This window comes from Arthrobacter sp. FW306-06-A (genome assembly GCF_021870055.1).
Taxonomy (GTDB): Bacteria; Actinomycetota; Actinomycetes; order Actinomycetales; family Micrococcaceae; genus Arthrobacter.
In genome coordinates, this window is sequence record NZ_CP084552.1 from 2,028,130 (window position 1) to 2,055,040 (window position 26,911).

At 64.1% G+C, this 26,911-nt stretch carries 26 protein-coding genes and 1 pseudogene; 13 read left to right on the top strand and 14 right to left on the bottom strand.

Features of this window, described 5'->3' with window-relative positions; genetic code table 11:
- The first annotated feature begins 69 nt into the window (after positions 1–69).
- From dnaK to trxA, 6 genes are all read left to right on the top strand, one after another.
- Complete coding sequence (gene dnaK / locus LFT49_RS09285; RefSeq protein ID WP_237430304.1) at positions 70–1,986, top strand: molecular chaperone DnaK; 1,917 nt, start codon at positions 70–72, stop codon at positions 1,984–1,986.
- Positions 1,987–1,994: 8 nt separating this feature from the next.
- The gene (locus LFT49_RS09290) at positions 1,995–2,537 is read left to right on the top strand and encodes a nucleotide exchange factor GrpE (protein ID WP_237430305.1); all 543 of its coding nucleotides are present in this window, start codon (positions 1,995–1,997) and stop codon (positions 2,535–2,537) included.
- Positions 2,530–3,465 (top strand): DnaJ C-terminal domain-containing protein, encoded by a 936-nt coding sequence (locus LFT49_RS09295; RefSeq protein ID WP_237430306.1) that lies wholly within the window; start codon positions 2,530–2,532, stop codon positions 3,463–3,465. Before LFT49_RS09290 ends, LFT49_RS09295 begins: the two co-directional genes overlap by 8 nt.
- A gap of 83 nt (positions 3,466–3,548) precedes the next feature.
- Positions 3,549–3,776 carry a chaperone modulator CbpM gene (locus tag LFT49_RS09300; RefSeq protein ID WP_236802843.1) on the top strand — a complete coding sequence of 76 codons (228 nt, stop codon included), beginning with the start codon at positions 3,549–3,551 and terminating at the stop codon, positions 3,774–3,776.
- A complete protein-coding gene (gene clpB / locus LFT49_RS09305) occupies positions 3,773–6,409 on the top strand; it encodes an ATP-dependent chaperone ClpB (RefSeq protein ID WP_237430307.1) in 2,637 nt (878 codons plus the stop codon). The genes LFT49_RS09300 and clpB overlap by 4 nt, the downstream gene beginning before the upstream one ends.
- Positions 6,406–6,834, top strand: coding sequence for a thioredoxin (trxA, locus tag LFT49_RS09310; protein WP_237430308.1), 429 nt, complete (start codon positions 6,406–6,408; stop codon positions 6,832–6,834). Before clpB ends, trxA begins: the two co-directional genes overlap by 4 nt.
- Positions 6,835–6,888: 54 nt before the next feature.
- Here the strand turns inward: trxA and LFT49_RS09315 are convergent, their stop codons facing one another.
- Positions 6,889–7,851 carry a LysR family transcriptional regulator gene (locus tag LFT49_RS09315; protein ID WP_237430309.1) on the bottom strand — a complete coding sequence of 321 codons (963 nt, stop codon included), beginning with the start codon at positions 7,849–7,851 and terminating at the stop codon, positions 6,889–6,891.
- Positions 7,852–8,066: 215 nt separating this feature from the next.
- Between LFT49_RS09315 and LFT49_RS09320 the strand changes: the two genes are divergently transcribed.
- From LFT49_RS09320 to LFT49_RS09330, 3 genes are all read left to right on the top strand, one after another.
- Positions 8,067–8,474 (top strand): hypothetical protein, encoded by a 408-nt coding sequence (locus LFT49_RS09320; protein WP_237430310.1) that lies wholly within the window; start codon positions 8,067–8,069, stop codon positions 8,472–8,474.
- Between the two features lie 18 nt (positions 8,475–8,492).
- A complete protein-coding gene (locus tag LFT49_RS09325; protein ID WP_236802390.1) occupies positions 8,493–9,353 on the top strand; it encodes an alpha/beta fold hydrolase in 861 nt (286 codons plus the stop codon).
- Between the two features lie 185 nt (positions 9,354–9,538).
- A complete protein-coding gene (locus LFT49_RS09330; RefSeq protein WP_237430311.1) occupies positions 9,539–11,020 on the top strand; it encodes an NAD-dependent succinate-semialdehyde dehydrogenase in 1,482 nt (493 codons plus the stop codon).
- A 346-nt stretch (positions 11,021–11,366) separates the two neighbouring features.
- On the opposite strand, the gene LFT49_RS09335 is transcribed toward LFT49_RS09330, so the two are convergent.
- Positions 11,367–12,200, bottom strand: a complete 834-nt coding sequence (locus tag LFT49_RS09335; RefSeq protein WP_237430312.1) for an SDR family NAD(P)-dependent oxidoreductase — start codon at positions 12,198–12,200, stop codon at positions 11,367–11,369.
- A gap of 573 nt (positions 12,201–12,773) precedes the next feature.
- Between LFT49_RS09335 and LFT49_RS09340 the strand changes: the two genes are divergently transcribed.
- Positions 12,774–13,046, top strand: a complete 273-nt coding sequence (locus LFT49_RS09340) for an antibiotic biosynthesis monooxygenase (protein ID WP_237430313.1) — start codon at positions 12,774–12,776, stop codon at positions 13,044–13,046.
- Between the two features lie 293 nt (positions 13,047–13,339).
- Here the strand turns inward: LFT49_RS09340 and LFT49_RS09345 are convergent, their stop codons facing one another.
- A complete protein-coding gene (locus tag LFT49_RS09345; protein WP_237430314.1) occupies positions 13,340–14,062 on the bottom strand; it encodes a DUF2182 domain-containing protein in 723 nt (240 codons plus the stop codon).
- 46 nt (positions 14,063–14,108) lie between these two features.
- Positions 14,109–14,921 (bottom strand): annotated as a pseudogene (locus LFT49_RS09350) (DUF1326 domain-containing protein).
- A gap of 70 nt (positions 14,922–14,991) precedes the next feature.
- Here LFT49_RS09350 and LFT49_RS09355 point away from each other — a divergent pair.
- Positions 14,992–15,570: a DoxX family protein gene (locus LFT49_RS09355; protein WP_237430315.1), complete on the top strand. Its 579-nt coding sequence runs from the start codon at positions 14,992–14,994 to the stop codon at positions 15,568–15,570.
- Positions 15,571–15,815: 245 nt separating this feature from the next.
- On the opposite strand, the gene LFT49_RS09360 is transcribed toward LFT49_RS09355, so the two are convergent.
- Positions 15,816–16,382, bottom strand: coding sequence for an RBBP9/YdeN family alpha/beta hydrolase (locus LFT49_RS09360; protein WP_237430316.1), 567 nt, complete (start codon positions 16,380–16,382; stop codon positions 15,816–15,818).
- Positions 16,383–16,592: 210 nt separating this feature from the next.
- A complete protein-coding gene (locus tag LFT49_RS09365; RefSeq protein WP_237430317.1) occupies positions 16,593–17,567 on the bottom strand; it encodes an aldo/keto reductase in 975 nt (324 codons plus the stop codon).
- A gap of 189 nt (positions 17,568–17,756) precedes the next feature.
- Here LFT49_RS09365 and LFT49_RS09370 point away from each other — a divergent pair, with 189 nt between their 5' ends.
- Positions 17,757–17,990 carry a hypothetical protein gene (locus LFT49_RS09370; protein ID WP_237430318.1) on the top strand — a complete coding sequence of 78 codons (234 nt, stop codon included), beginning with the start codon at positions 17,757–17,759 and terminating at the stop codon, positions 17,988–17,990.
- Here the strand turns inward: LFT49_RS09370 and LFT49_RS09375 are convergent.
- From LFT49_RS09375 to LFT49_RS09400, 6 genes are read right to left on the bottom strand one after another with little or no spacing between them, the layout of a single operon-like run.
- The gene (locus LFT49_RS09375) at positions 17,983–19,200 is read right to left on the bottom strand and encodes an MFS transporter (RefSeq protein WP_237430319.1); all 1,218 of its coding nucleotides are present in this window, start codon (positions 19,198–19,200) and stop codon (positions 17,983–17,985) included. The genes LFT49_RS09370 and LFT49_RS09375 overlap by 8 nt on opposite strands.
- Positions 19,134–19,403, bottom strand: a complete 270-nt coding sequence (locus LFT49_RS09380) for a hypothetical protein (RefSeq protein WP_237430320.1) — start codon at positions 19,401–19,403, stop codon at positions 19,134–19,136. The genes LFT49_RS09375 and LFT49_RS09380 overlap by 67 nt, the downstream gene beginning before the upstream one ends.
- 42 nt (positions 19,404–19,445) lie before the next feature.
- Positions 19,446–20,366 (bottom strand): amidohydrolase family protein, encoded by a 921-nt coding sequence (locus LFT49_RS09385; RefSeq protein ID WP_237430321.1) that lies wholly within the window; start codon positions 20,364–20,366, stop codon positions 19,446–19,448.
- Between the two features lie 19 nt (positions 20,367–20,385).
- Positions 20,386–21,069: a 4-carboxy-4-hydroxy-2-oxoadipate aldolase/oxaloacetate decarboxylase gene (gene ligK, locus LFT49_RS09390; protein WP_237430322.1), complete on the bottom strand. Its 684-nt coding sequence runs from the start codon at positions 21,067–21,069 to the stop codon at positions 20,386–20,388.
- Positions 21,070–21,085: 16 nt separating this feature from the next.
- Positions 21,086–22,111, bottom strand: coding sequence for an amidohydrolase family protein (locus LFT49_RS09395; RefSeq protein WP_237430323.1), 1,026 nt, complete (start codon positions 22,109–22,111; stop codon positions 21,086–21,088).
- The gene (locus LFT49_RS09400; protein ID WP_237430324.1) at positions 22,108–23,352 is read right to left on the bottom strand and encodes a 4-oxalomesaconate tautomerase; all 1,245 of its coding nucleotides are present in this window, start codon (positions 23,350–23,352) and stop codon (positions 22,108–22,110) included. Before LFT49_RS09400 ends, LFT49_RS09395 begins: the two co-directional genes overlap by 4 nt.
- A 167-nt stretch (positions 23,353–23,519) precedes the next feature.
- Here LFT49_RS09400 and LFT49_RS09405 point away from each other — a divergent pair, with 167 nt between their 5' ends.
- Complete coding sequence (locus LFT49_RS09405; protein ID WP_237430325.1) at positions 23,520–24,224, top strand: FadR/GntR family transcriptional regulator; 705 nt, start codon at positions 23,520–23,522, stop codon at positions 24,222–24,224.
- Between the two features lie 69 nt (positions 24,225–24,293).
- On the opposite strand, the gene LFT49_RS09410 is transcribed toward LFT49_RS09405, so the two are convergent.
- A complete protein-coding gene (locus LFT49_RS09410; protein WP_236802430.1) occupies positions 24,294–24,722 on the bottom strand; it encodes a GlcG/HbpS family heme-binding protein in 429 nt (142 codons plus the stop codon).
- Positions 24,719–26,902 (bottom strand): malate synthase G, encoded by a 2,184-nt coding sequence (locus tag LFT49_RS09415; protein WP_237430326.1) that lies wholly within the window; start codon positions 26,900–26,902, stop codon positions 24,719–24,721. The genes LFT49_RS09410 and LFT49_RS09415 overlap by 4 nt, the downstream gene beginning before the upstream one ends.
- Between the last annotated feature and the right edge of the window lie 9 nt (positions 26,903–26,911).

Consider the following 26,911-nt stretch of genomic DNA (forward strand, 5'->3'; position numbering starts at 1 on the left):
GTGGAATCATGCGGTGGAATCTCGGGCGGCGTCGTAACGGGGTCGCGCCCACTAGGACCGGAGCGAGTCATGGCCAAAGCAGTAGGAATTGATCTTGGAACAACCAACTCAGTGATCGCCGTCTGGGAAGGCGGGGAAGCCCGCGTCATACCCAATGCAGAAGGAGCCCGGACCACGCCCTCCGTTGTGGCGTATACGGACAGCGGGGAACGGCTGGTGGGGCAGCTGGCTCGCCGGCAGGCGATTCTCAACCCCAAGGGAACTATTACGTCCGCCAAGCGGTTTATCGGCCGGCGCTACGACGAGATCACGGATGAGGCCAAGGCCGTGAGCTTCGACGTCGTGGCGGATGACAACGGCTTGGCGCGTTTCCAGGTTCAGGGCAAGAAAATAGCACCCGAAGAGGTGAGCGCGCTTGTTCTCCGCAAACTGGTGGACGATGCCGCTAAGCAGCTGGGCGAAAAAGTGACGGAGGCCGTCATCACGGTCCCTGCTTACTTCAACGACGCACAGCGCACCGCCACCAAGGACGCGGGCAGGATTGCCGGGCTCGAAGTCCTGCGTATCATCAACGAACCGACTGCAGCGGCCCTGGCCTACGGGATCGATAAACGTCAGCATGAGACGGTTTTGGTTTTCGACCTTGGCGGCGGAACTTTTGACGTAAGCCTGCTGGACGTGGGGGACGGAGTTGTGGAGGTTCGCTCCACGGCAGGTGACACGCACCTTGGCGGAGACGATTTTGACCGCCGCCTTGTTGATTACCTGGCCGACGAATTCCAGAAGCAGGAGGGCATCGACCTGCGCTCGGACCCGCAGGCGTTGCAACGCCTGTTCGAGGCGGCCGAGAAAGCGAAGGTAGAGCTGAGTTCGGTGACCCAGGCCCAGGTCAACCTTCCCTTCGTCACTGCGGACGCCACGGGTCCAAAGCATTTGACGACCACCGTTCGGCGTTCCGTTTTTGAAGATATCACCCACGACCTGGTGGAACGCACCATGGGCCCGGTTAAGCAGGCGATGGCGGACGCCAAGGTTACAGCTAACGACATCGACGAAGTAATTCTGGTCGGTGGCTCCACCCGCATTCCCGCGATACAGGACCTTGTCCGGCGTTTGACCGGCGGCAAAGATCCCAACATGAGTGTCAATCCGGACGAGGTCGTAGCTATCGGTGCGGCGATCCAGGCCGGCGTGCTTAAGGGCGAGGTCTCGGACGTCCTGCTCCTGGACGTTGTGCCGCTTTCCCTGGGCGTCGAGACACGAGGCGGCGTAATGACAAAGATCATTGAGCGCAATACGACCATCCCCGCAAGGCGCAGCGAGGTTTTCTCCACAGCTGACGATAATCAGCCGGCCGTGGACGTGGTGGTCTTGCAGGGGGAGCGGGAACTGGCGGCGGATAACCGGGTGCTGGGCCGGTTCCAGCTGACCGATATCCGGCCGGCGCCCCGGGGAGAACCGCAGATCGAGGTCACGTTCGACGTCGATGCCAACGGCATTCTGAACGTCACCGCGCGTGACAAGGACACGGGCAAGGAACAGGGCATCACTATCAGCGAAGGCTCCAACCTTGACGCCAAGGAAGTGGAGCGCATGATTGCCGAGGCCGATTCCCACCGAAGCGAAGACCTACAGAACCGGGAGCGGATCGACACTCTCAACGAACTCGACGCGGTCGCCTACCGCGTTGAGCGGGCCGTGAACGAGCTTGGCGACGCAGTCCCGGCACACGACAAGGCCCGGGCGGAGCTGCTGGTAGGGCAGGCGCGCGACGCCGTCAGCAACCAGGCGGATGTTGGCACCGCGAGGGAGCTGATTTCCGAGCTTCAGCAGCTACAGTCGGCGCTAAGGGCCTCGGCTGCCTCGGCTGCCTCGGCGGCATCCTCGGCTAGTGCAGGGGCAGGCCAGGGATCCTCGCCTCAGCCCGGCGCCTCCACCGATGCGGAGGACGATGACATCGTCGATGCAGAATTCGACCGTGGCTAGGAACGGCCATGAGCGACCAGGCGGGGCAGGCTGGACAGGCCCATCCAGGAGGTGGCGAGGCCGAAGCCGCCGCACGCGATGAGAGGGAAGCCGAGGCGACCGCCCACGCCAATGCGCTGGCCAAAATGGAAGACTTGTGGCGCCGCGCGCTGGCCGACGCGGACAACCTTCGAAAGCGCGCCGTCCGGGACGGGGCACAGCTAAGGGCGCAGGAACGTGCAGCGGTCTCGTTAGAGTGGCTGCCCGTCCTGGACAATCTCGAACTGGCCTTGGCTCACGCCCCGTCTGAGGGGGATCCCCTCGCTGACGGCGTAGCCTCCATTCGGTCCCAAGCCATAGATACCCTGGCCCGCCTGGGCTATCCGCGGATCGACGCCGAAAACGTCCCTTTCGATCCACGGATTCACGAGGTAGTCAGTGTCTCGGAAACGGACGAGGCTCCGCCCGGGACTGTGCTGACCGTACTGCGTCCGGGCTACGGTGGTCCGGACACCACCCTCAGGCCAGCCGCCGTCGTTGTTAGCCGGGCGGTGAACCCTGACCATGGCTAAGGACCCGTACTCCGTTCTCGGTCTCTCCCGCACGGCGGACGCCAAGGAAATCCAGCGCGCCTACCGCAAGCTGGCGCGAAAATACCATCCGGACGTCAATCGTGAGCCGGACGCGGCGGACCGGTTCAAGGAAATCGGCGAGGCGTACAGCACGCTTTCGGATCCCGAAACGAAGGCGCGGTACGACCGCTTCGGTGCGGATTACAAACAATACAGTGGTGCCGGTCCGGCCCGAGGCGGCCCGCGCTGGGGGGCCGGCGGCCCTAGGCCGGGCCCGAGGCCGGGACGCAGCGGGTACGGCAACGTCAACGTCGATATGGGTGGCGACGTCGATTGGGAGGACCTGCTCGGCGACTGGATCAGGCAGCAGGCAACCGGCCCGGCGCACGGGGCGGACCACGAAGCCGAGCTTCGGCTGACTCTCGAAGAGGCGATTCGTGGCGGACGGCGCACGGTCCGCCTGGCCCAGCCGGATGGCGAAACGCGGAATTATGACGTGGACGTACCTCCCGGCGTGCTGGACGGCCAGCGCATCCGCCTCGCAGGGGAGGGCGCCGCAGGCCGTGAAGGGGGTCCGCCGGGGGATCTCTTCCTGACTGTACGCATCCAACCGGACCCCAGGTACCGGCTCAAGGGCCGGGACATCCACTTCGACCTTCCCGTCACCCCGTCGGAAGCCGCCCTGGGGGCCAAGATCAAAGTCAACGCTCCTGCCGGACCGGTCACCATCACCGTTCCCGAGGGATCTTCCAGCGGGCGCAGGCTCCGGCTTCGAGGCCAGGGCATGCCCGACCCGAGGGGCCAGCCGGGGAACCTCTACGCGGAAATCCGGATCATGGTGCCCCCGCGGCTGAGCAGCAAGGTGCGGCAACTGTACGAGCAGCTTGACGCCGTCTCCGACTTTCACCCGAGGGAGGGGCTTCTATGAGCCGAACATATCCGCTCGCTTATCCGTGGCGCCTGAATCTAGAGGCGGTGGCACGCATCAGCGGCGTCCACCCCGACGTCGTCATGCGATTCGTAGACCTGGATCTGATCCGGCCCTTGGGCAATGCCCCGGACGGACCTTGGTTCAGCCCTCGGGCCCCGGACCTCATAGCCCGTGTCATGAGACTTCATTCGGAGCTGTCGCTGAACTACGCGGCAATACCGCTGGTTCTCGATCTGTTGGTGCGGGTCGACTCGCTTGAACGGCGACTGGTTGAAATTACGCAGGTGGAAGGGACAGCTTCACGATGAACATGGAGAGTTTGACGCAAAAGTCGCAGGAGGCCTTGGCCGAGGCTCAACGGATTGCCCAACGCAACGGGCACACTGAAACCGACGGCGAACACCTGCTGCTGGCCCTGCTGGAGCAGGAGGGAGGCCTCGTTCCCCGGCTGCTCGTGGGCATGCAGGTGGACGTGGACGAGCTGAAGAGCGCGGTGGAAGTGGAGCTGCGGCGCAAGCCGAAGGTTACCGGCCCGGGGGCGGCCCCGGGCCAGGTGTATGTGAGCCGTAGGCTGGGCGCACTCCTGGATGCCGCCGAACGTGAAGCCAAACGGCTTAAGGACGAGTACGTTTCGGTGGAACACCTGCTGGTCGCGCTGGCGGAGGAAGGCCGGTCAACCCCGGCCGGCAGGGTGCTGGCCGAGCACGGCATCACCCGTGAGGCGTTCCTCTCGGTCCTGACCCAGGTACGCGGAAACCAGCGCGTCACCTCGGCAACACCGGAGCAGACTTACGAGGCGCTGGAGAAATACGGCCGCGATCTGGTGGCGGACGCCCGCACAGGAAAACTGGATCCGGTCATCGGCCGCGACGCCGAGATCCGGCGGGTCGTGCAGATCCTATCGCGCAAGACCAAGAACAACCCGGTACTGATCGGGGAGCCAGGCGTCGGTAAGACAGCCATTGTGGAGGGACTGGCCCAACGGATCGTCCGCCAGGATGTGCCGGAAGGGCTGAAGGACAAGACCATCTTCTCGCTTGACCTGAGCGCACTCGTGGCAGGTGCCAAGTACCGCGGCGAATTCGAGGAGCGGCTGAAGGCGGTGCTCGCCGAAGTCTTGGCGGCGGAGGGAAGGATTCTGCTCTTTGTCGACGAGCTGCACACCGTCGTCGGGGCAGGAGCGAGCGAGGGGTCGATGGACGCCGGGAACATGCTCAAGCCAATGCTGGCCCGCGGGGAACTGCACATGATCGGTGCCACCACCCTCGATGAATACCGCAAACACATCGAGTCGGATCCGGCACTGGAACGGCGCTTCCAGCCGGTACTGGTTGAGGAACCCGACGTCGAGGACGCCATTTCCATTCTTCGTGGGCTGCGGGAGCGGCTTGAGGTCTTCCACGGCGTACGGATTCAGGATAGTGCTCTCGTGGCTGCGGCCACCCTTTCCCACCGGTACATCACTGATCGGTTCCTTCCGGACAAGGCCATCGATCTCGTGGATGAGGCGTGCGCCCGGCTGCGGACGGAAATTGATTCGATGCCGGCGGAACTGGATGAGCTAACCCGGAGGGTCACAAGGCTTGAGATAGAAGAGGCGGCTCTCTCCAAGGAGACCGATCCGGCAAGCAAGACCCGGCTCGAGGAGTTGAGGCGTGAATTGGCGGACCTGCGCGCGGAGGCCGACGCGAAGCGGGCCCAATGGGAATCCGAGCGCCAGGCGATCCACAAGCTGCAGGAAATCCGCAGTGAACTGGAGCGGGCGCGGCAGGAGGCTGAAGAAGCTGAGCGGAATTACGACCTCAACCGGGCGGCGGAACTGCGTTACGGCAGGATTGCCGACCTCGAGCGGCGGTTGGCCGCTGAGGAGGAGCGGCTGACCGCGAAACAGGGGGAGAAACGCCTGCTGCGCGAGGTGGTGACGGAGGATGAGATCGCCGACATCGTCGCGGCCTGGACAGGCATACCGGTGGCACGGTTGAAGCAGGGCGAACGTGAGAAAGTCCTGCATTTGGACGAGATCCTGCGCGCCCGTGTGATCGGTCAGGAAGAAGCAATCAGTGCGGTTACGGATGCCATCATCCGCGCACGTTCCGGTATACGGGATCCGCGTCGGCCCATCGGCTCGTTTATCTTCCTGGGGCCGACCGGCGTCGGGAAGACCGAACTCGCCAAGGCCCTTGCCGCTGCCCTTTTCGACAGCGAGAACGCGATGATCCGGCTGGACATGAGCGAGTACCAGGAGCGCCACACCGTGAGCCGGCTATTGGGTGCCCCTCCGGGCTATATCGGCTACGACGAGGGTGGCCAGCTCACCGAGGCCGTGCGCCGCAAGCCGTACTCGGTGGTGCTTTTCGATGAGGTGGAAAAGGCCCACCCGGACATCTTCAACACCCTCTTGCAGGTCCTGGACGACGGCAGGGTTACGGACTCGCAGGGCCGCACCGTTGATTTCCGCAATACCGTGATCATCATGACCTCTAATATCGGTTCCCAATATCTCCTTGAGGGTTCCACTGAGGGCGGAACGGTCACCGAGCAGGCACGGAGCCTGGTGATGGGGGAGCTCCGGGGCCATTTCCGTCCCGAGTTCCTCAACCGCGTGGACGACACCGTCCTGTTCGCACCCCTGGGACTGCCGCAAATCGAGCGCATCGTTGACCTGCAGTTTCACCAGTTGCGGCAGCGGCTCGCCGAGCAGCAAATCGAGCTGCGCCTGACCGAGGAGGCACGCCAACTGATAGCCGAACGCGGCTTCGATCCGATCTACGGGGCGCGACCGCTGCGCCGCTTTATCTCCCGTGTGGTGGAAACGGAGGTGGGCCGGGCCCTCCTGCGCGGCAGTATCGCCGAAGGCGGAGTGGTCACGGTGACCGCGTCCGGAGGGGAACTCGTGGTTGACTACAGCGAGAGGGAGCTGGAGGGGGCTGGAACCCCATGAACAAGGCTGTCATCAAATGTCCCCATTGCGGCAAGTCCAACCGCGTTCCGGCTGCCGCGGAGGGGCGGCCGCGCTGCGGGAATTGCCACCGGGAGCTCCCCTGGGTAGTTGAAGCCGGCGACGACGACTTCGGCGAAATTGCTGAGCGGTCCGGCATTCCGGTGATGGTGGACTTTTGGGCGGTCTGGTGCGGACCCTGCCGGATGGTGAGCCCGGTGCTGGACCAGTTGGCGCACGAACGCGCGGGGCAAATCAAACTTGTCAAGGTCGATGTGGATCACTCGCCGCAGCTCTCCGCCAGATTCGCCATTCAGGCGGTGCCAACGCTGATGGTCATCGTCGACGGCAAGATCGTCGCGAGGCAGGCGGGGGCAGCTCCCGCCCCTGTCCTGAGGTCCTGGTTGGAGGGGGCCCTCGCGACGTAGCTCACGAACAGCGGACTACCTCCGCAACGCTCTGAACTGCAGCCGTCACCGGGGCTAATTGGACTGGAACGAAGTGGAAACCGAGGCAGGCCGACGGGAGTCGACGAGGTTGGGTACGTCTCCGAAGGAGGCCAAGGTACGGGCGGTCTCCACGAATTCACGTGCCAGCCCGTCATTGACATCAGTGCGCCACGCAATCGACAGAGGCGAGGGCGGCACGTCCCGGACTGGGATGAAGGACAGCCCCGGGCGGTCATAAAAACGCTGGGTGGAGGCCTGGGTGAACGCAATGCCCCGCTCACCCATGATGGCCTCGAAACATTCGTCAACTGTGGCTACCTGAGTGCCCAGGCGGACCGGCTGCCCGCCGCGGGCCTGTGTTGCAAGCCAGAAATCCCTCCACTTGTCCGGTGCTTTGCGGGCGACGAAGGGCTCATCAACGACCTGTTCCACCGAAACCTCGGGCAGCCCGGCAAAGCGGGAACTGCTGGCAACCACGAGGACCCGCGGCTCTATAAACAGTGTCTCCATGGCAAGCCAGTCGGCCGCCGGCAGGGGCGGCCGCACAAATGCCACGTCAGCGCTTCCGTCGGCCAACCCCGCTGTGGGGTCGGCAAAATCAAACGACCTCATCTGGACGTGGATTTCCGGGTGGTTGTTCTTGAAAGCGGAGAGGATCCGCGGCGTGAGTTCGGCAGCCGCGTTGGCCTGAAAGCCGACTATGAGGGTGCCCCGCACTCCGCTGGCCACCTCACGCGTCAGCGAAACGGCGCGCTCGGCGGCGGCCAAAAGACGCTTGGCTTCACCCATCAGGACATCCCCGGCACTGGTCAGGGAGACGCTGCGGCTGGTCCGAAGCAGCAGGGGAGTGCCCAGGGCGTGTTCAAGCTTCCGTATTTGCACGCTGAGGGATGGCTGCGCGATATGGAGCCGCGCAGCGGCTCGACCAAAGTGCAGTTCTTCCGCAACGGCGACGAAGTACTGCAGTACGCGCAGGTCTAGCTGTGGCTGCTGCATCGTTCAACTGTAGGCTCCGCCACAATCGGGGTCCAATAGTTTCGGCCTATTGGCGGATAGGGCACAGGTATTGGACCGGTCGGGGTTACGGGGGCTGCAATGGAAACAGCGAAGGGTTGCCAACGGAGATAGCCGCCGAGCACTCCAGGAACCACGCTTCGAGGCTCGGGCAGAGAAGCCCGACCCTCCGCGAGTCCAACGAGAGGAACAATGACATGACGGTCGCAACACGTGCCCCTTCCGTAGAATCCTGGGTTCAGGGCTTCACTGAGGCCAACAACCAGGACCCGGAAATCCAGGCCCACGGAAAGTACTTCACCTGCTCCTACCTCCTGGACATGGAGACGCACACGTTTGTTGTCCGGGTGGAATCGGGCACCATCGCCCAGATTTCCGTGGACCCGGGACCCATTGAGGTCCCCTACCAGTTCGCCATCCGGGCCAGCGCCCATACCTGGGGTGAATTCGGCAAGCCCGTCCCGGCTCCCATGTACCACGGCATCTGGGCCGCCACTTTCCAGCGGGACATGAAGCTGGAAGGCGAGGTCCTGGTCCTGATGCAGAACCTGCGCTGCATCACCCGCCAGATCGAACTGCTGCGCTCCACCGGCGCACCCGTCTAGACCATAGGAGTTACTGACATGAGCAAAATTTCCCCCGTCACCGGCCACTACGTCACCGTCGACGTGGACGGCCTTGAATACAAGGTTTTCTATCTCGAAAACGGCCAAGGCCAGCCCCTGGTCTGCCAGCACACCGCCGGAGCCCACAACCATCAGTGGCGCGGCCTGCTGGAGGACCCGGAGATCACCGCCAACTACCGCGTCATCGCCTACGACCTTCCCCGCCACGGCAAATCGGACCCCCCTGAAAACACCGAGTGGTGGACCGAGGAGTACCAGCTCAGCGCGGACCACTACGCCAACTTCATCATCGCTCTCGTCGATGCACTGGAACTGGTTGACCCCATCTTCATGGGATCCTCCTTCGGCGGCAACATCGCGCTGCAGCTCGCCCACCGGTCCCCGGAGAGGTTCGCCGCCGTCATCCCCGTAGAGGGGGCAGACTACTCACCGGGGTTTTACCTCGACTGGTGGCAGCACCCGCACGCCAACGCCGCTCAAGTGTGCGGCAGCGGCACCTGGGATCTCATGGCCCCCCAATCGCCCGAGGCGGACCGCTGGAAAACGTGGTTTTACTACACGCAGGGTTCCGAGGCGTTCAAGGGTGACCTGTACTTCTACTCGGTGGACCACGACCTGCGCGGCAAACTGGGCGAAATCCAGACCGACAAATGCGCGGTGGTCATGATGACCGGCGAATACGACTACCTCACCACCCCTGAAGACGGAGCCCGCACCGCCAGCCAGATCCCGGGCGCGGAGTTCATCGAGATGAAGGCTATCGGGCACTTCCCGATGAGCGAGAACTACCCGGTTTTCAAGGGGTACCTCGTTCAGGCCCTGGACCTGATCCGTACCAAGACCAGCGTCCTGGCCTAGCCGGTTCCCGCCTTAGGCGTCGGTGTCGACCGGACGGGTCGGCACCGACGCCACCTCAACCGGGACAAGAGCACCAGACTCCTTGAACGCCCTCATACCCTGGTTCTGGCGGGCCGCCCGCACCAAACTGCTGAAGGTTGGGCGGCACACCGCCACGACTTCCTTGAACCCTTGGAGATAGAACGATGTCAATAAACGCCCAGCGTGAAGGCGCCCTGCTGGCCTCGGTTCCCACCGGGCTGCTCATCAATGGTGAGTGGCGCGACGCCGCTTCGGGCAAGACGTTCGACGTCGAGGATCCCGCTACCGGGAAGGTGCTGCTGAGCGTTGCCGACGCCGGCCCCGAGGACGGTGCGGCCGCCCTGGACGCCGCCGCCGCTGCCCAGGAATCCTGGGCGAAGGTGCCGCCCCGGGAACGCGGCGAAATCCTGCGCCGTGCCTTCGACATGGTGACCGAACGGGCAGAAGACTTCGCCCTCCTGATGACTTTGGAAATGGGCAAGCCGCTGGCCGAGGCCCGGGGTGAAGTGACCTACGGCGCCGAGTTCCTGCGCTGGTTCTCCGAAGAAGCAGTCCGCGCCTTTGGTCGCTATTCCGTCTCACCCGATGGCAAGTCCCGGCTCCTGGTGGCCAAGAAGCCGGTGGGTCCCTGCCTGCTGATCACACCGTGGAACTTTCCTCTGGCCATGGCCACCCGCAAGATCGCCCCGGCCGTCGCCGCGGGCTGCACGATGGTGTTGAAGTCTGCGAACCTGACGCCCCTGACGTCCCAGCTGTTCGCGGCCGTCATGCAGGAAGCCGGCCTCCCGGCCGGTGTCCTCAACGTCATCCCGACGTCCACGGCAGGGGCCACCACCGGGCCCCTGATTAAGGACTCCCGGCTGCGCAAGCTCTCCTTCACCGGCTCCACCGAAGTGGGACGCCGACTGCTGGCCGATGCGTCCGAAAACGTGCTGCGGACTTCCATGGAGCTCGGCGGCAACGCCCCGTTCCTGGTGTTCGAGGACGCCGACCTGGACGCCGCTGTCACCGGTGCCATGGCAGCCAAGCTGCGGAACATGGGCGAGGCCTGCACGGCGGCCAACCGCTTCATCGTCCACGAGTCCGTGGCCGGCGAATTCGCCGGGAAGTTCGCCGCGAAGATGAAGGAAATGACCACCGCCCGCGGAACCGAACCCGAATCCAAGGTAGGCCCGCTGATCGACGCCAAGAGCCGTGACAAGGTCCACGAACTGGTGTCCGATGCCCTGTCCTCCGGCGCCAAGGCAGTCCTGGGCGGTGCACCGGTGGAGGGGCCGGGCTACTTCTACCAGCCCACCATCCTGTCCGGCGTCGCCGAGGGGAGCCGTATCCTTTCCGAGGAAATCTTTGGCCCTGTTGCCCCGATCATCACCTTCAGCAGCGAAGACGAGGCAGTGCGGCTGGCGAACAACACCGAATACGGCCTGGTGGCCTACGTGTTCACCAAGGACATCAACCGCGGCATCCGGATGGGTGAAAAGCTTGAAACGGGCATGCTCGGCCTGAACGCCGGTGTCATCTCCAACGCGGCCGCACCCTTCGGCGGCGTCAAGCAGTCGGGCCTGGGACGCGAAGGCGGCCTCGAAGGCATCGAGGAATACCTCTACACCCAGTACATCGGCATCGCCGACCCCTACGCCGGCTAGCAGCGGCGGCGAAGTTACACCCCCAAATAAAAGAGGCCTCCGGATCTGGCATCGTCGACTCAACGGGGCGGCTTGGGTGCGATCAGACACCGTCAGCAACCCGGGGAAGAGATGCCCGGATCGATGGACATCTCCGACATTCATCCCGGTGGATTTTTGCACTGCACGGCGCATTCTTTGTGCGTCCCCAAAGCGATATTGGGGATTCATTCAGCCACTGATGAGGGAATGGCGTACCGGGCACAACCCTGACATCTTCGTTTTCGCGAATCTGGCATGCTGTCGACGCGGACCCTGGAGTTCCTGACGATCGGGCCGGTGTCTCCCGCTTAGCCATATCGACCGGTCAGTGCGGAGACTGGGGGGCCCAGCCTGCGTGCTCGAGAGCCTCTGCGGCTGCCCGTTCCGGAGTCAGGGTGCTGTCCCAGCGCGCCGCATCCAAGCGGGTGCCCGTGATTTCCGCGGAGGCATCCGAGGCCAGCCAGAGGAGCGGCTCGACCATCACTTCGGGCCGCAGCAATTGGCGGCGCACAGCCTCGGACACCCCTTCGGGGATCATGCCTGTGTCGGTGGCGCCGCCAGGCAGCAGGCCGTTGACTGTCACGCCCGAGTTGGCCAGGTCCTGTGCCCAGATTACGGTTTCGGATTCGAGCGCGGCCTTGGATGGGCCGTAGGGTGAAAAGCCGGCGCGGCGCATGGTCTGATGGTTCATGGTGATGTTGATGATGCGGCCCCAATGCTGGTGCAGCATGTGTGGCACGGCCGCCTTGGCCATGAGGAACGGACCGTTGACGTTGGTGTCGACGATAGTGCGCCACGTCTCGCTATCGACTTCCCAGAACCGGGTGGGTTCGGTGAGGAAGGTCGCGCTCACGTATTTCATGCCGCGTCCGGCGTTGTTGACCAGGATGTGAAGCCCGCCGAAGGCAGCAAGCGTTCCGTCGACCAGGCGCCGGCAGTCGGCTTCCTGGGTTACGTCCGCTTGCAGTGCCAGCACGCGGCGGGTGCCGAGCACCACGTTGATTTCGTCAGCGACCCTTCGGATCTCGTCCGCTTCCCGCGCGGCCGAGATGACGACGCTTGCGCCGGCGTGGGCCAGGCCGAGCGCCATGGCATGCCCCAGCCCGCGTCCGCCGCCAGTAACGATGGCAACCTTGCCATCTAACAATCCGGTGTTCATTCCTGCCTCCTGGATGTACTGCCGCGCTTGGGGTGCGGGCTACATCGTACCTCCCGAGTGTGGTACCCCTCGGCGCCACGTGGCGACTCATCTCGGATGCGCTGCACATGCTTAGCCCAGGCTAGAACTCTAAGGTGCTGCAGTTTCACAGTTGTCCATGAGGCAAAGGCATTCCGGATCCAATTGCAAGACAGCTCACGGTTCGCATGCACCGACCGGCCCAGCCCAACAGTCGCCTCCATGGAGCGCCACCGCAGCGGATAACAGATCGCTTCTACCTGCCTGAATCGACCTCGGACCGGCCAGAGGTCGCCATTCCCTTTTCACCACGACTCGCTCGGCGCCCACCACCCGGCCAGCTTGCGTGCCTTCCTGGTCTACAGGCTTGAGTGGTCCAACTGCGTTGCGGGATTGGGTGCCCCCTACTATTCGCTGAAGGGCTGCGAAGTGGATAAGGCGGGCCTACTATTCAGGCGTGGAGCCGTACCAGCCCTGTGGGCCAAGTCCGGTACACAGAAAACGGCCCGGGCCCGGAGCCAGCCAAGACGGCGGCCGTCATCCAAAGGAGTCACCATGCCCGTAATTGCCAGCACCGAGGTCACCGGGCTCTCCCGCGACCAGTGCTTCCAGGTGGCCGCTGCGCTCACCGACAAGTTGAAGGCAGCCCCAGGATTCATGGGTCACTGTGCGTACGAGAACCAAGGGGTCATCAATGTGGTTGAAGTGTGGGCCAGCGCGGAAGACCACGATGCCTGGTTCGACGGGAGCGTTAGGCCCAACCTCTGGCCGGGTGTCACCCCGCAGAAATTCGACGTAATGAATCTCGTGCTGCCCGACAGCCAGTAACCCTTTACTCCGAATGGCTTGGAAGGGCATTGGATGGAGAGCCCCACCCAGCCACTCCGATGCCCCCCCCTTAGGCTGCCAGAGCGGCATGCACGGATCGGAGAAGTCCGTTCAGCTCGCAGATCCAGCCGGAATTGATGATGGCGCGGACGTGGTTCGAGAAGGGCATCGCCGATCAGGCGACGGCCAACTTGCCTCGCTAGCATGGCCTCATCCAGCCCTGAAACTTCCGGCCGCTGGGTTCCTGCGACTGGCTCAACCGGTTCCGTCGATCCTCCTGCCAAGGGCTGAAGCTACATTGGTGAAGCTGCATACAGTCCGGGCAGGAGTTCGGGGTTTGCAGGCACCAAGACCGCAAAGACGATGAGCGCAGTTCCGACGATCTTGCTGGTTGTGCGGCCGTGGCTCCAGGTCTTTTCCAGAAGAACGGTTACGGCGATGATAACCATCCAGGCCAGGTTTGATAGGCCGACTGCCGTCAGTACGACCATCAGGCCCCAACAGCACCCGATGCAGTATGCGCCGTGGTAGATACCCACACGTACGTCTCGAAATGGGCCGCGGTAGTTGGACGTGTGGAGGAGGAAAGAGATCGGTGAGCGGCACTGCCGCAGGCAGTAGTCCTTGAGTGGTGTGAGTTGGTAGGCGCCTGCGGCCGCGACGACCCCTGCGCCCACCCACGGCGCGACCAGGGGCGCCGCCGTTGCCAGTTGGGAGGCCAGCAGTGCGGCGATGAAAGCGGCACTTCCGAAAAGCGTCCAGGACGCCAGGTACCCGATAACGAGTCCCGTGGTTCTTCCCGCTCTGACTACGGCACTTTGGGTCGTCCGGATCGATCGCAGGTACACGGTGGTCAGTGGTGCCAACGCAGGCAGCATCATTGCGGCCATCATGAGAGTCCACGTCGCGAGGAACCCGCCAAACTCAAGGCCCATTGTCCCGGGCCCGCCGGGCATGTCCCTGAGTCCCAGGATGGTGAAGTACCAGGCGGCGGAGGCACAGCCAAGCAGCGCCAACAAGGCAGCTTGGCTGCGGACGGCTGGGTACGCGCGGCCGGGCACCTCAGGCGGACCAGGCGAAAGGAGCTGAGAAGGAGTTCTTTCCCGTGTTGTCCCAGGACAGGCCGAATATTTCCACGGTGGAGGCAGTTGCATGCCCTGCAGCCAAGGTGTCGGCGGGGAAGCCTACGCCGCTGACTTTGACGCCCGCACCAGTGGCATCTAATGGGGAAACAAAGTCCTCGACTTTGACGTTGATGGCATCATCTATTTGGACGCTATGCTCGCGGCCGTCATTGGCGTAAGTGATGGCGCGGGACTCTATGCCCAGCATTTCTCCGACCAGGGGACCAAGGCCCTCCATTGGTCCACCGAGTTGGCCGCCGAAGACCGCGCCAAGGGCGTCAGCCTGTTCCTGCGAAGCCGCTGAATCCATCAGCACGCCCATTCACCAGCCACCGTCGCTCATTAGGGCTGGAGCATCGGCGACGACGGCGACGTTCAGGCCGCTGACGTCGACACCATTGACATCGCCCCTGTCGACGTGGAACGCCAACATGACGTTGCAGCGGTCCCTAGTGCCGGGCTCAGTAAGACCGGAGGTCGAGCACGGGCAGATCATGTTGCAGTTGCAGTTTTCGAAGTACGTGCCTTCAAGTTGCCATGCCATCAGAGTGCCTTCCAAAGGTGGGCCCCCGGAACTCCACAGCGGCAAAGTACTCCCGCCGATACCGCTCGTCAATACCCGTTTGAGGTGGTGAACTACCCTTTCTTGGAGGTGGCCCTTGGGTCTATGGACATATATAACGTCGAGTCGGCTGTTAGGGAAGAGGGCGGGACTTATCGCTTGGCCCGGTGTCCATTCAGGGAGGAGCATTCATCATTCCCGGCGTCCTAGAATGGCCCGAAGGCTTGATCCCGCATTATTGACCGGAAGGTTCATCACTGTGAGTCATGAAAATGTAACGCCGGCGGCCACCACTGCGGCCCGCACCCTGTTCCGTGCCGCACTTGGTGGCGTGCTCGTCGCGCACGGGTCGCAGAAACTCTTCGGATGGTTCGGCGGCGGCGGTATTGAGGAGACTAGCAAGGGCATGGATGCCATGGGTTTCCGTCCTGCGAAGACCAGTGCCATGTTGGCTGGTCTCGGCGAAGCGGGCGCCGGATTGGCACTTGCTCTGGGCTTCGCCACGCCGGCGGCCGGAGCGGCCGCCGCCACGACCATGGGGGTCGCTGCCAGCGTGCACGCGCCGAACGGCTTCTTCGCTATGGATGGGGGCCTGGAATATCCGGCAGTGCTCGGGCTCGCGGCCACGTCCTTCGCGATCGGGGGACCAGGGCGGGTTTCGCTGGATGCCCTCACCGGTCATGTTCTGGACCGGCCGTGGATGCGGGCAGTCGCTGTCGCTGCCATACCGGTGGCTATCGGTATCCAGATTTACCGCCGCCGCCAGGCGCTTGCTGCAGACACAACGCCTGCATCGACCGCCACCGCGGCCGACGACGAATCGCCTTTACCGGCTTGATCGACGTCAGGCTGCCCGGACCGCGTCACAATAACCACTATGGCGTGGGCGTTGCCTCCAATATGGCCACTTCCGTTCGAGGAAAATGGAGCTGAACGAGACGAAGAGTGTGGACACTGTCCACACTCTTCGTCTCGGTCTGCCTGGTGATCACTCGAACTGTCCCAGATTCTGTATGCTTTCGCGGGTTCCCAGCGTGTGTAAGGGCTGGAATGTAGTTGGGAGAACCCCTTAGGGGGACAGGATTAGGTCAAGCACTGCCGGGAAGCTGGTGACACCGTCTTCTGCCATGAAGTGTCGGCTTCGGGGTGGACCTGCAATCGTGCCTGGAGGCGCTTGGCGAGCTTATCCGATGCTTCCGGTGGAACGAAAGGGTCCGTTTCTGAGCGGATGACCGTCCGCTTGCGAATGCTCTCTGCCAGGCCTTCGACCTCCACCCCTGTTGCGAGGTATCGATTAAGTTCCGGCAAGGCGTCGAGCGGTTCGATGAAGCCGGCTACCAGGACGAGTCCGCCCAGCTGCCACGGCTGCGGGAGGACTGCCAGGACCCGCAGTACGGTGATCACCCCTAGAGAGTGGGCTACCATCACCGTTCCCGCATCCGGCACCCCAAGTGCACAACCTACAGCGTTCTCCCATGCTGTTGTCTCCGGATCGTCCGGGTCAGGGAGCGGAACAACCGTGACGTCCACGCCGGCGGACTGCAGTTCGCGCTGAAGCCAGGGAAACCAGTTCGCGTCCGGCGCCGACTCGTAGCCATGGACGATGACAACACGCTGGATGAGCTCGGCTGGAATCGCTTCTGCATCCATTAGACAGACCCTACCAGCGAGCCCATAAAGCCCTTGGTCATCCGCTCGGCGGCCAGGTTCCCGCTACTACAAGCCGGTCGCCAGCCGGCATCACCAGGCCGACGCCGGGGAGGGAGGGCTCCGCGCACATGGGACTCATCCAACTTCACCCGTCACCGCCTTCAACCCTAAGCATCTCTGTGGGCTTGCCCGTTCCCCAGCGATTGCCCCTCAGTATCCAACGATTTCGTGCGGGACGTACGGATTTTCAAGTTCTGTCTTTTCCTCCGGTGTGAGCGTTAGCTCGAGGGAACTCAGAGCGTCGTGCAGGTGTTGTGGCTTGCTGGCACCGACAATAGGCGCGCTGACCACACTGTTGGAGCGGACCCAGGCCAGGGCCACTTGGGCGCGCGGGACCCCTCGGCGTTCGGCGATGACGCGCACGGCGTCGGCGACGGCTCGGTCGCCGCTCTCGGCACTGTAGAGCGTCTTGCCGAACTCGTCCTTCTCCGAACGGTTGGTTTTCTCGTCCCAGTCCCGGGTCAGTTTGCCGCGTGCCAGCGGACTCCACGGCAGGACCCCGATCTTTTGGTCGGCGCAGAGGGGGAACATTTCGCGTTCCTCCTCCCGGTACACGAGGTTGTAGTGGTCCTGCATCGTCACAAAGCGGGTCCAGCCATTGATCTGCTGCAGATACAGGGCCTTGCTGAATTGCCATGCGGCCATCGAGGAAGCCCCGATGTAGCGGACTTTGCCGGCCTTGACGACGTCATGCAGGGCTTCAAGCGTTTCCTCAATGGGCGTGGCGGGATCCCAACGGTGAATCTGGTATAGATCCACATAGTCCGTTCCCAACCGGGTCAGGCTGGCGTCGAGCTCCGCGAAAATGGCCTTGCGTGAGAGCCCGCGGCCGTTCGGGCCGGGTCGCATCACCCCGTGGACCTTTGTGGCAATCACGATTTCCTCCCGGCGGGCGAAGTCGGCCAGCGCCTTGCCCACTATTTCCTCGCTGCTGCCGTTGGAGTAGACGTTCGCGGTGTCGAAGAAATTGATGCCGGCATCCACGGCTTGGCGGATCAGCGGCCGGCTCTCACTTTCAGGCAGCGTCCACGGATGTGGACCCCGCGCGGGATCCCCGTACGTCATACACCCCAGTGCCAGCGGCGAGATGTCCATGCCCGTGTTGCCGAGCTTTATGTAATCCATGTTCTTCCTCCGCCTTCCAGTCCCGGGCGCAGCTGCACCCCCTGCCCCCACGCTATGCGACGAACAACCCTTTGTGGGCGTTTGTATGGCGACACTATCGATCTCGCGTGTCGCTCGTTGTCGCGGGCAGACGAGATTCCGTTGAGGTTGGAAAAGCTACCTTGCGCATAGCCCCGGCAGACCTCACCGATGCCGGTCTCTGCCTACACCTACGACAAGCTCACTGCGGCAAAACCGCTGGCCCACCCGCGGAGGCACCTCCTGGCCCCGAGGGGATGGGTCGACCCGGAGGGCGACAAAACGTACACCGGAAAGACCCAGGGACGTCAATATGTGGTGTCGCTGGACAGGCAGGGCAAGGAAGGCCCGGCTTCTGCCGTGGACCTTCCTTGCCCTGCCGACATTCTTCCTTGCCTTACCTGATGTTGTGCTTCGTGCCGTCTCCTTCGGAGCTTGCGCTGACGGACGCGGTTCCGTCCAGGGGGCCGGCGGCGGGGTTGGCGCCGGTGGTGGCGGAGAGGCGGGCCTTCCGGGTGGCGGGGCCGAAAACTGCCAGGGCGACTGCGCCGAACAGCCAGGTGCCGGCGATGAAAAAGAAGACGCTCTGGTAGCCGCTGCCGTTGTAGAGGGCGGCGATGATCAGCGGCCCGGCGGCGTTGGAGAGGCGTCCCAGGCCGTAGGAGATTCCGGTGCCCATGGAGCGGCCGTTTGTGTCGAAGAGCTCGGGGGAGTAGGCGTACGCCAGGGCCGTGTAGCCGCGTTCGAACAGGTTAACCAGGAAGCCGAACAGGACGATGAGGACGGGGTTGAACGTGAGCCCGTAGAGCAGGCCACAGACGGCGATGATGCTGCCGAAGACCACCAGGCACCATTTTCGCTCGAACCGGTCCGTGACCAGGGATGCGAGGTAGGAGCCCAGGGGCGCGCCGATGGTGGTCAGTGCCACGTAAAAGATGGAGTTCTCGACGCTGAAGCCTTCCTTGGCCAGGAGGGTGGGAGCCCAGCTGGAGTAGCCAAAGAAGCCGATGGTCTGGGTGACCCAGAGGATGGTCAGCAGGGCGGTGGGTGCGAGGTATTTCTTCTGCAGCAGGAGCGTCAGGGGTGCCTTGGTGGCCGTGGGGGTTTCAACAGCTGCGGCCGGTTCGGGAAGGGCGCCCTTTTCCGCGCTCACGGTGGCCTCAATCTCGTTCAGGATGGCATCGGCTTTGGCGTAGTCGCCCTTGTTTTCGTACCAGCGCGGGGACTCCTTGAGGCGCCGGGTGAACAGGATGAAGAGGATGCCCAGCGCGCCCCAGATGTAGACCAGGCGCCAGGACCAGTCCGAGAGGGGGACCACGAGGCTGGCGATGAGGTTGGTGGCCGGGGTGCCGCAGATGCCGATGACGATCGCGTACGCCTGGTACTTGCCGCGCTTGGCCGCGGGGAACAGTTCGTTGACGTAGATGACGGCCACCACCGTCATCGCGGAGAGGCCAGCCGATGTCAGGACCCGGAAGACGCCAAGGGACACGATGTCCCAGGAGAAGGCCGCGATGAGGGAGAACGATGCGTACCAGAGCGTGGTGATCACCAGGGCGTTCTTGCGTCCCCAGCGGTCGGCCATCCAGCTGGCGATGAGCGAGCCGAAGAACATACGACAAAGGACGCCGAGGTCACGTATGCCACCTGGTTGACGGTGACGCCCCACAGCTTGATCAGCTTGGGAACCGTGGTGGCGAAGCTGTTGATGTCTGCGAACTCGAAGAAGTAGGCGAATGAGACGGCCACCAGGGCGATCTTGTGGAACTTGGAGATGGGCAACCGGTCCAGGCGGTTGGCGGCGTTGGAATGCGTCATTGGAATCCCAGGGGCAAAGGTTGGGGGAAGCTTGGGCGGTGACTAGGCGTTTTCGCCGGGCCAGTACAGGCTCATGGGGTTGTTGACCAGCAGCTTGTGCTGCAGCTCGGAGGTGATGGCCACATGGGGGATGAAGTCCACCAGCAGCCCGTTATCGGGCATGTGGTCGGTGAGGTTCGGGTGGGGCCAGTCGGTTCCCCAGAGCACCCGGTCAGGGAATTCCTCGACGACGGTCCGGCCGAAGGCCACCACGTCACGGTATGCGTGCGTCTCGCCATCCAAGGCGGGTGGCCCGGAAACGCTGAGCCGTTCGGGGCAGCTGACCTTGACCCAGACGTCGTTGTTTTCGACGAAGCGCAGGAAGCGGCCGAACTCCGGGCCGGTGGCGGGCTTGGTGACGTCCGGGCGGCCCATGTGGTCCACCACCAGCGGCGTGGGCAGGGATCCGAAGAACCCTTCCAGGCCCTCGAGGTCCTGGCCTTCGAAGTAGATGACCACGTGCCAGCCCAGCGGGGCGATCCTGCGGGCAATTTCCGCCAGTTCCTCCTGCGGCGTCGTATTCACCAGGCGCTTCAGGAAGTTGAACCGGACGCCCCGCACGCCTGCGGCGTCGAGCCGCTGCAACTCGGCGTCGCTGATGTCCGGCCGTACCGTGGCCACGCCGCGGGCACGACCCCCCGCGGCCTGGACTGCGTCCACCATGGCGCTGTTGTCCGCTCCATGGCAGGTGGCCTGCACGATGACGTTGCGGCTCACTCCCAGGTGGTCGCGCAGTGCGAACAGTTGGTCTTTGCCGGCGTCGCACGGGGTGTATTTCCGTTCAGGCGCGAACGGGAATTCCGCGCCTGGGCCGAAGACGTGGCAGTGCGCGTCCACTGCTCCTGCAGGAAGTTTGAAGCGGGGCGGGGACGGGTTGCGGTACCAGTCGAGCCAGCCCGGTGTCTTGGTGAAGGCGGTTTCCATGGGGTTCCTTTGGGTGGCTTCAGTCGACAAACCGGAGTCCGGCAGCTTCGAGGGGGCCGCGCATGTTGTAGATGTCGAGTCCGAGTTCCCCGTTGGCGAAGCGTTGGCGCTTGGCATCTTCGTTGTCCACCCGCCTGCGGGCGGCTTCGGCCACTTCGGCTGCACGTGCGGCGGGGACCACCACGACGCCGTCGACGTCGGCAATCACCACGTCCCCCGGGTTGACCAGGGCGTTGGCACAGACGACGGGGATGTTGACGGATCCGAGGGTGGCTTTGACGGTGCCTTTGGAATTGATGGCGCGGCTGAAGACGGGGAAGTCCATGTCCTGGAGCGTGGCGACGTCGCGGCAGCCGCCGTCGATGATCAGGCCCTTCGCACCGCGGGCCTGCAGGGAGGTGGCGAGCAGGTCGCCGAAGAAGCCGTCTTCGCTTTCGGTGGTGCAGGCTGCGACGACGACGTCGCCGGGCTGGACCTGTTCGGCAACGACGTGCATCATCCAGTTGTCCCCGGGCTGGAGCAGGACGGTGACGGCGGTGCCGCACATCGCGGCGCCGGGGTAGACGGGGCGGATGTAGGGGCGCATGAGGCCCAGGCGGCCCATGGCTTCATGGATGGTGCTGACGCCAAACGCTGAGAGGGCTTTGACATCCTGTTCGGCTGCGCGGGTGATGGTGGTGTGGACAACTCCGAGTTCCTGCATTTGTGGCTCCTGGGGCTTAGCGGCCCTGCTGTTTGAGCAGGGCGTTGAGGCGGGGGTAGACGGTGCGGGCGTTGAGTTCCTGGATGGCGGCCTGGTCCGCTTTATTCAGTCCCGCTGCGTCGATGTAACGGTGGGTGTCGTCGAAGTTGTGCCCCGTGCATGGATCGATGTCGCGGACGGCGCCGATCATTTCGGACGCGAACAGGATGTTCTTGGTGGGCATGACGTTCAGGAGCAGGTCGATGCCGGGCTGGTGGTACACGCAGGTGTCGAAGAAGACATTGTCCAGCAGGTGTTCTTCCAGGGCGGGCTTGCCCAGTGCCATGGCCAGGCCGCGGAAGCGGCCCCAGTGGTAGGGGGCCGCGCCGCCGCCGTGGGGGATGACGAGCTTCAGGGTGGGGAAGTCCGCGAACAGGTTTCCCTGGATGAGCTGCATGACTGCGGTGGTGTCAGCGTTGAGATAGTGCGCGCCGGTGGTGTGGAAGGCCGGGTTGATGCTGGTGCTCACGTGGACCATGGCAGGGATGTCGTACTCGACCATTTTCTCGTAGATCGGGTACCAGTACCGGTCCGTGAGCGGCGGTGCTGTCCAGTGGCCCCCGGAGGGATCCGGGTTCAGGTTTAGCGCGACGGCACCGTATTCCTCCACGCAGCGCGTGAGCTCGGGGAGGCAGGTGGCCGGGTCCACGCCGGGGGACTGGGGAAGCATCGCGGCAGGGACGAAGCGTTCGGGGTAGAGCCGGCTGACCCGGTAGCAGAGCTCGTTGCAGATCGCCGCCCACTCGGCGGAGGTTTCGAAGGAGCCGATGTGGTGGGCCATGAAGGACGCCCGGGGCGAGAAGACGGTGAGGTCGATGCCGCGTTCGTCCATGAGCCGCAGCTGGTTCGCTTCGATGCTTTCGCGCAGGTCGTCGTCGGAAATCTGCAGCTCAGCGGGGGACGGTGCCAAGGCAGGGTCCTGCAGTGCCGCGACCTGCCGGTCGCGCCAGTCGCCAAGGGCCGCGGGGGCCGTGGTGTAGTGGCCGTGGATGTCGATGATCACAGTGGGTGCTCCTGGGAGGAAGGCGCTGAAGGCTCGGTAGTGGTGGGGTTCCAGAGACCGCGGGGGACCATGACATCCCCGGCCATGATCAGCCGCGCGGTGCGGATCAGCGCGGACTTGACCACTCGGGTGGGGTCGCGGGGGTCCAGGCCGAGCTGGACGGTGAATTCGCCACTGGGATGTTCCACCGACACCGTAAGGTCCCCCCCGTCCGGCAGGAATGCGACGTCGTGCGCCACAGTCCCCTTCAGGGTCGCGGCGGTTGCGGCGGTCACCGCCGCCAGTACCCCGATGGATTCGTGGCAGACGTGCGGGATGAAGCTGCGCGTGTTGATCGCCCCGCCCGCGGTGGGAGGGGAAACGAGCGTCATCTTCGGGTAGTTCCTGTCCGCCACGTCCTCCAGGCCCATGAGCTTCCCGCAGATCAAGCGCAGGTCCTCGAGGCGTCCCTTGAGTTCGGCGTCCTTGTTAAGGTCGACGGCGGCCTCGCGGCCCGTGCGGCCCAGGTCGCCGGCGTTGATAATCACCAGGGGCTGCCCGTTGTCGATGCAGGTGACATCGAAGGGTCCGACGCCGGGGAGGTCCACGGTGTCGCGGAGGTTGCCGGTGGGCAGGAGAGAGTCGCAGACGGAACCGGCGGTGTCCAGGAAGTTGATGGTCACCGGCGCCGCGGTGCCGGGGACGCCGTCGATCCTGGCGTCCCCTTCATAGTCGACATACCGGCCGTCCGGGCCCAAGGGCGTTTGGACGGTGATCTCGGCGACCATATTCGTGTTCAAGGTGAGGACGCGCGCCGTGGTCGTGTCGCCGTCGGGCGTTAGAAGTCCAGACTCGATCGCGAAGGGGAGCGCTGCTGCGAGCATGTTTCCGCAGTTCGGAGTCGTGTCCACGGTGTCGGTGGTGGGCTGGAGCTGCGCGAACAGGAACTCCAGGTCCACGCCGTCGCGTCCACTGACCGAGACGATCCCGGCCTTGCTGGTCAGCGGGTGGGCGCCGCCCAGCCCGTCAATCTGCCGGGGATCCGGGGAACCCATGGCAGCCAACAGAATGGCGTCCCTGGTTGGGATATCGGTGGGCAGGTCATTGGCCCGGAAAAACGGGCCCTTGGACGTCCCGCCCCGCATCAACCAGCACGGCACTGCAAACTGGCCGCCAGCGGGGCGTGGCCCAGCAGGATCCTGGGGGCTGGAGTCCAACGCGGGGGAGTCCGCAGCGGCCGCAGCAGAAATGGCCTTGTCCATGATTTGTCCTTTGAAGGTCCGGGAGGGCGCACTGGGAACCGCGCCGTCGCACCAAGTGAACCAAGTTACATTCAAGATTGTCAACAATTTCTTGTACATTTATGTTGACCGTTGATTGCGCTCTCACTGTTACCCCGGGGAGCGACCTGCTGCGGCATGATTGTTCCATGACTGAATTTGGCGCGGTCCGGGTGCACGACGCTGTGCTGCGCCATGTAGAGGAGAGCCTGCGCTCAGGGGCGATCAAGATCGGTGACAGACTGCCTGGCGAACGTGCCCTGGCGGAGCAGTTCGGGATTTCACGCGCGTCCGTGCGGAACGCTATCCGGTCACTTGAAGTGATGGGCGTTGTCCGTTCCTCGACGGGGTCGGGGCCAAACTCAGGCACTGTTGTGGTCTCAAACCCATCGCATGCCCTGGGCGGAGCCCTGCGCATGCACGTTGCGAGCCAGCAACTTCCCCTCAAGGACATCGTGGAGGCGCGGATCATGACTGAGACGTGGGCGCTTGAGCATGCCGCTGCCGTTTCGTGGACTCCTGAGCAGCTCGATGACGCGCGGCTGCTGCTTGAGGCGATGGACGATGAAGGGTTGCCTTCTGAAATCTTCACCCTCCTGGACGCCCAGTTCCATGTCGCCCTCAGTGCATTGGCAGGCAACGTCGTCGTGAGCACGATGATGGAGTCGATGCGCGAGGCGATCCGCGACTATATCAGCGAGGCAGCGGCGCGGCAGGGGGCATGGGAGGAAGTGGTTCACGTCCTTCGGGCACACCACCACGGTATCTTCGATGCTGTTGAGGCACGGGACGGGGTGGTGGCGGCCCGTCTCGTCCGTGAACACATCGACTGGTTCTACGGTCAGGCCCGGTAAGCCCGGACACGCGCCAGCCGCCGGACACTTTCTCTCCGGCGGCTGGAAGCGTTGGGTAGTCGGATTGCCTTAGGACACTTGTGCTGTGAGCCCCGCGGCCTGGATCGCCTTGGATGCTGCGGTCTCGTCGTTGTCGGAGCTGTCGCCGCTGATTCCGACGGCACCGTGGATTTCGCCGTCGCTGCCGCGGACGAGTACTCCGCCGGGCACCGGGATGAGACGCCCGCCGATGGCAGCAGCTGCGGCCGCAATGAAGTAGGCCTGCTGCTCGGCCCGTTCCATGAGGGCCCGTGACCCCATGCCGAGGGCGAGGGCTCCATATGCCTTGCCGTGGGCAATTTCGAAGCGGTTGTTCGAAGCGCCGTCCTGCCGGGCGGCGGCGATAACGTGTCCTCCCGGATCGAGCACGACGACGGTCAGCGGCTTGAAGCCGTGCTGCTGCCCTGTTGCGAGTGCCTCGGCGATGATGGATTGGGCGGTGTCGAGGTTAAGGCTCAAGATGCGCTCCTGGCAAGGTCGGTGGTGTGTTTCTGCGCTTCGCGCCGGCGGTGGAGGATTGGCTCGGTGTAGCCGGAGGGCTGGGCAGCGCCCGTGAGCACGAGCTCCCGGGCGGCCAGGAAGGCTTCGGTGTCGAATGACGGCGATAGCGGCAGGTAATCCGGATCAGCGGCATTCTGTTCGTCCACCACCTCGGCCATGCGCCGCAGCGAATCCTCCGCTTGCTCCGCGGTGATAACGCCGTGGAGGAGCCAGTTGGAAATGTGCTGGGAGCTGATTCGGCAGGTGGCGCGGTCCTCCATCAACGCCGTGCCGTGAATGTCCGGGACCTTGGAGCAGCCGATGCCGGCGTTGACCCAGCGGACGACATAGCCCAGGGTGCTCTGGATGTTGTTGTCCAGTTCGCTGCGCCGGGCTTCTTCGTCCCAGCCTGCCGGATCTCCCACCGGGATGGTGAGCAGTTGCCGCAGGGTGGAGCGCCGTGCGTGGCCAAGCTGTGCCTGCTGGGCATCCACGTTGACCTGGTGGTAGTGGATGGCGTGCAGTGTCGCCGCGGTCGGGGATGGGACCCAGGCACAGTCGGCGCCGGCAAGGGGATGGGCAACCTTTTGCTCCAGCATGTCCGCCAGGTTGTCCGGCGCGGCCCACATGCCTTTGCCGATCTGCGCCCGGCCGGCAAAACCGCATTCGAGTCCGATGTCCACGTTGGCGTCTTCGTAGGCTTTGATCCAGCTGGTGGAGCGCATGTCAGCCTTGCGGACCATCGGTCCGGCGAACATCGACGTGTGGATCTCATCTCCGGTCCGGTCCAGGAATCCGGTGTTGATGAACGCCACCCGGTCCCGGGCCTCCCAGATGCACGCCTTGAGGTTCGCGGAGGTGCGGCGCTCTTCGTCCATAATGCCGATCTTGAGGGTCAGCGGGTCCAGGCCCAGGACGGATTCCACCTTTGTGAGCAGCGCGCAGGCAACGGCTACTTCATGGGGCCCGTGCATCTTGGGCTTGACGATGTAGGCCGACCCGGTCCGGGAGTTGCTCCCCGCGTTGGGTCCGCGCAGGTCGTGCACAGAGCCAAGGCCGGTGAAGAGAGCGTCAAGGATCTCCTCGGGTACCGGGTTGCCGGCTGCGTCCAGGACGGCGTCACTGGTCATCAAATGACCCACCTGGCGGATAAGCAGCAAGGAGCGGCCGGGCAGCGTCAGCTCCGATCCGTCCGGTGCCGTGTAGACGCGGTCGGGGTTGAGCCGGCGCGCGAAGGTCTTGCCGCCCTTCTCGACGTCAGCGGTCAACGTTCCCTGCATGAGGCGGAGCCAGTTCCGGTAGCCTTCCACCTTGTCTTCGGCGTCCACTGCCGCCACCGAGTCCTCGAGGTCCATGATTGTGGTGACGGCCGACTCCAGGACAATGTCCTTCACGCCTGCCTGGTCGCCGGCTCCGATGGGATGGTTCCGGTCGATCTGGATTTCAATATGCAGACCGTGGTGCACCAGCAGCACGGCGTCCGGTTCCGCTGAGGTTCCTCGGTAACCTGCGAACTGTGAAGGTTCGGTGAGGCCGGTGGTGCCCTCGGCATTTTCGGCAACCAGGGCGCCGTTGACCACGCGGTACGCCGTCACGTCGGCGTGGGAGCCGGACGCTAGAGGAGTGTGTTCGTCGAGGAACTGCCGGCCGATGGCCACGACGGCAGCACCCCGGACGGGGTTATAGGCGCCGCTGCGCTCACGCCCTTCCGCCTCATCGATCACGTCTGTGCCGTAGAGCGCGTCATAGAGGGAACCCCAACGGGCGTTGGCGGCGTTGGTGGCGAAGCGCGCGTTCAACAGCGGTACGACCAGCTGAGGGCCGGAGACTGTGGCGATCTCCGGGTCCACGCGTTCCGTGGTGATACTGAAGTCCGTCGGTTCCTCCGCGAGGTAGCCGATCGAACGGAGGAAGGCCTCGTACGCCTCAGGATCGCCCGGACCTGCGTGGGTGCGGTGAAACTCGTCGATCTGCTCCTGCAACCGGTCACGGGTTGCCAGCAATTCCCGCACCTGCGGGGAGAACTCCTCAATCACCGATGCTGCCCCAGCCCAGAACGCCTCCTCCTCGATCCCGGTGCCGGGGAGTGCCTCATCCCGGACGAAGGCATAAAAGCCTCCGGCGACGGTGAGTCCATTTGTCTTCACATGCGACGACATACTGCTTGC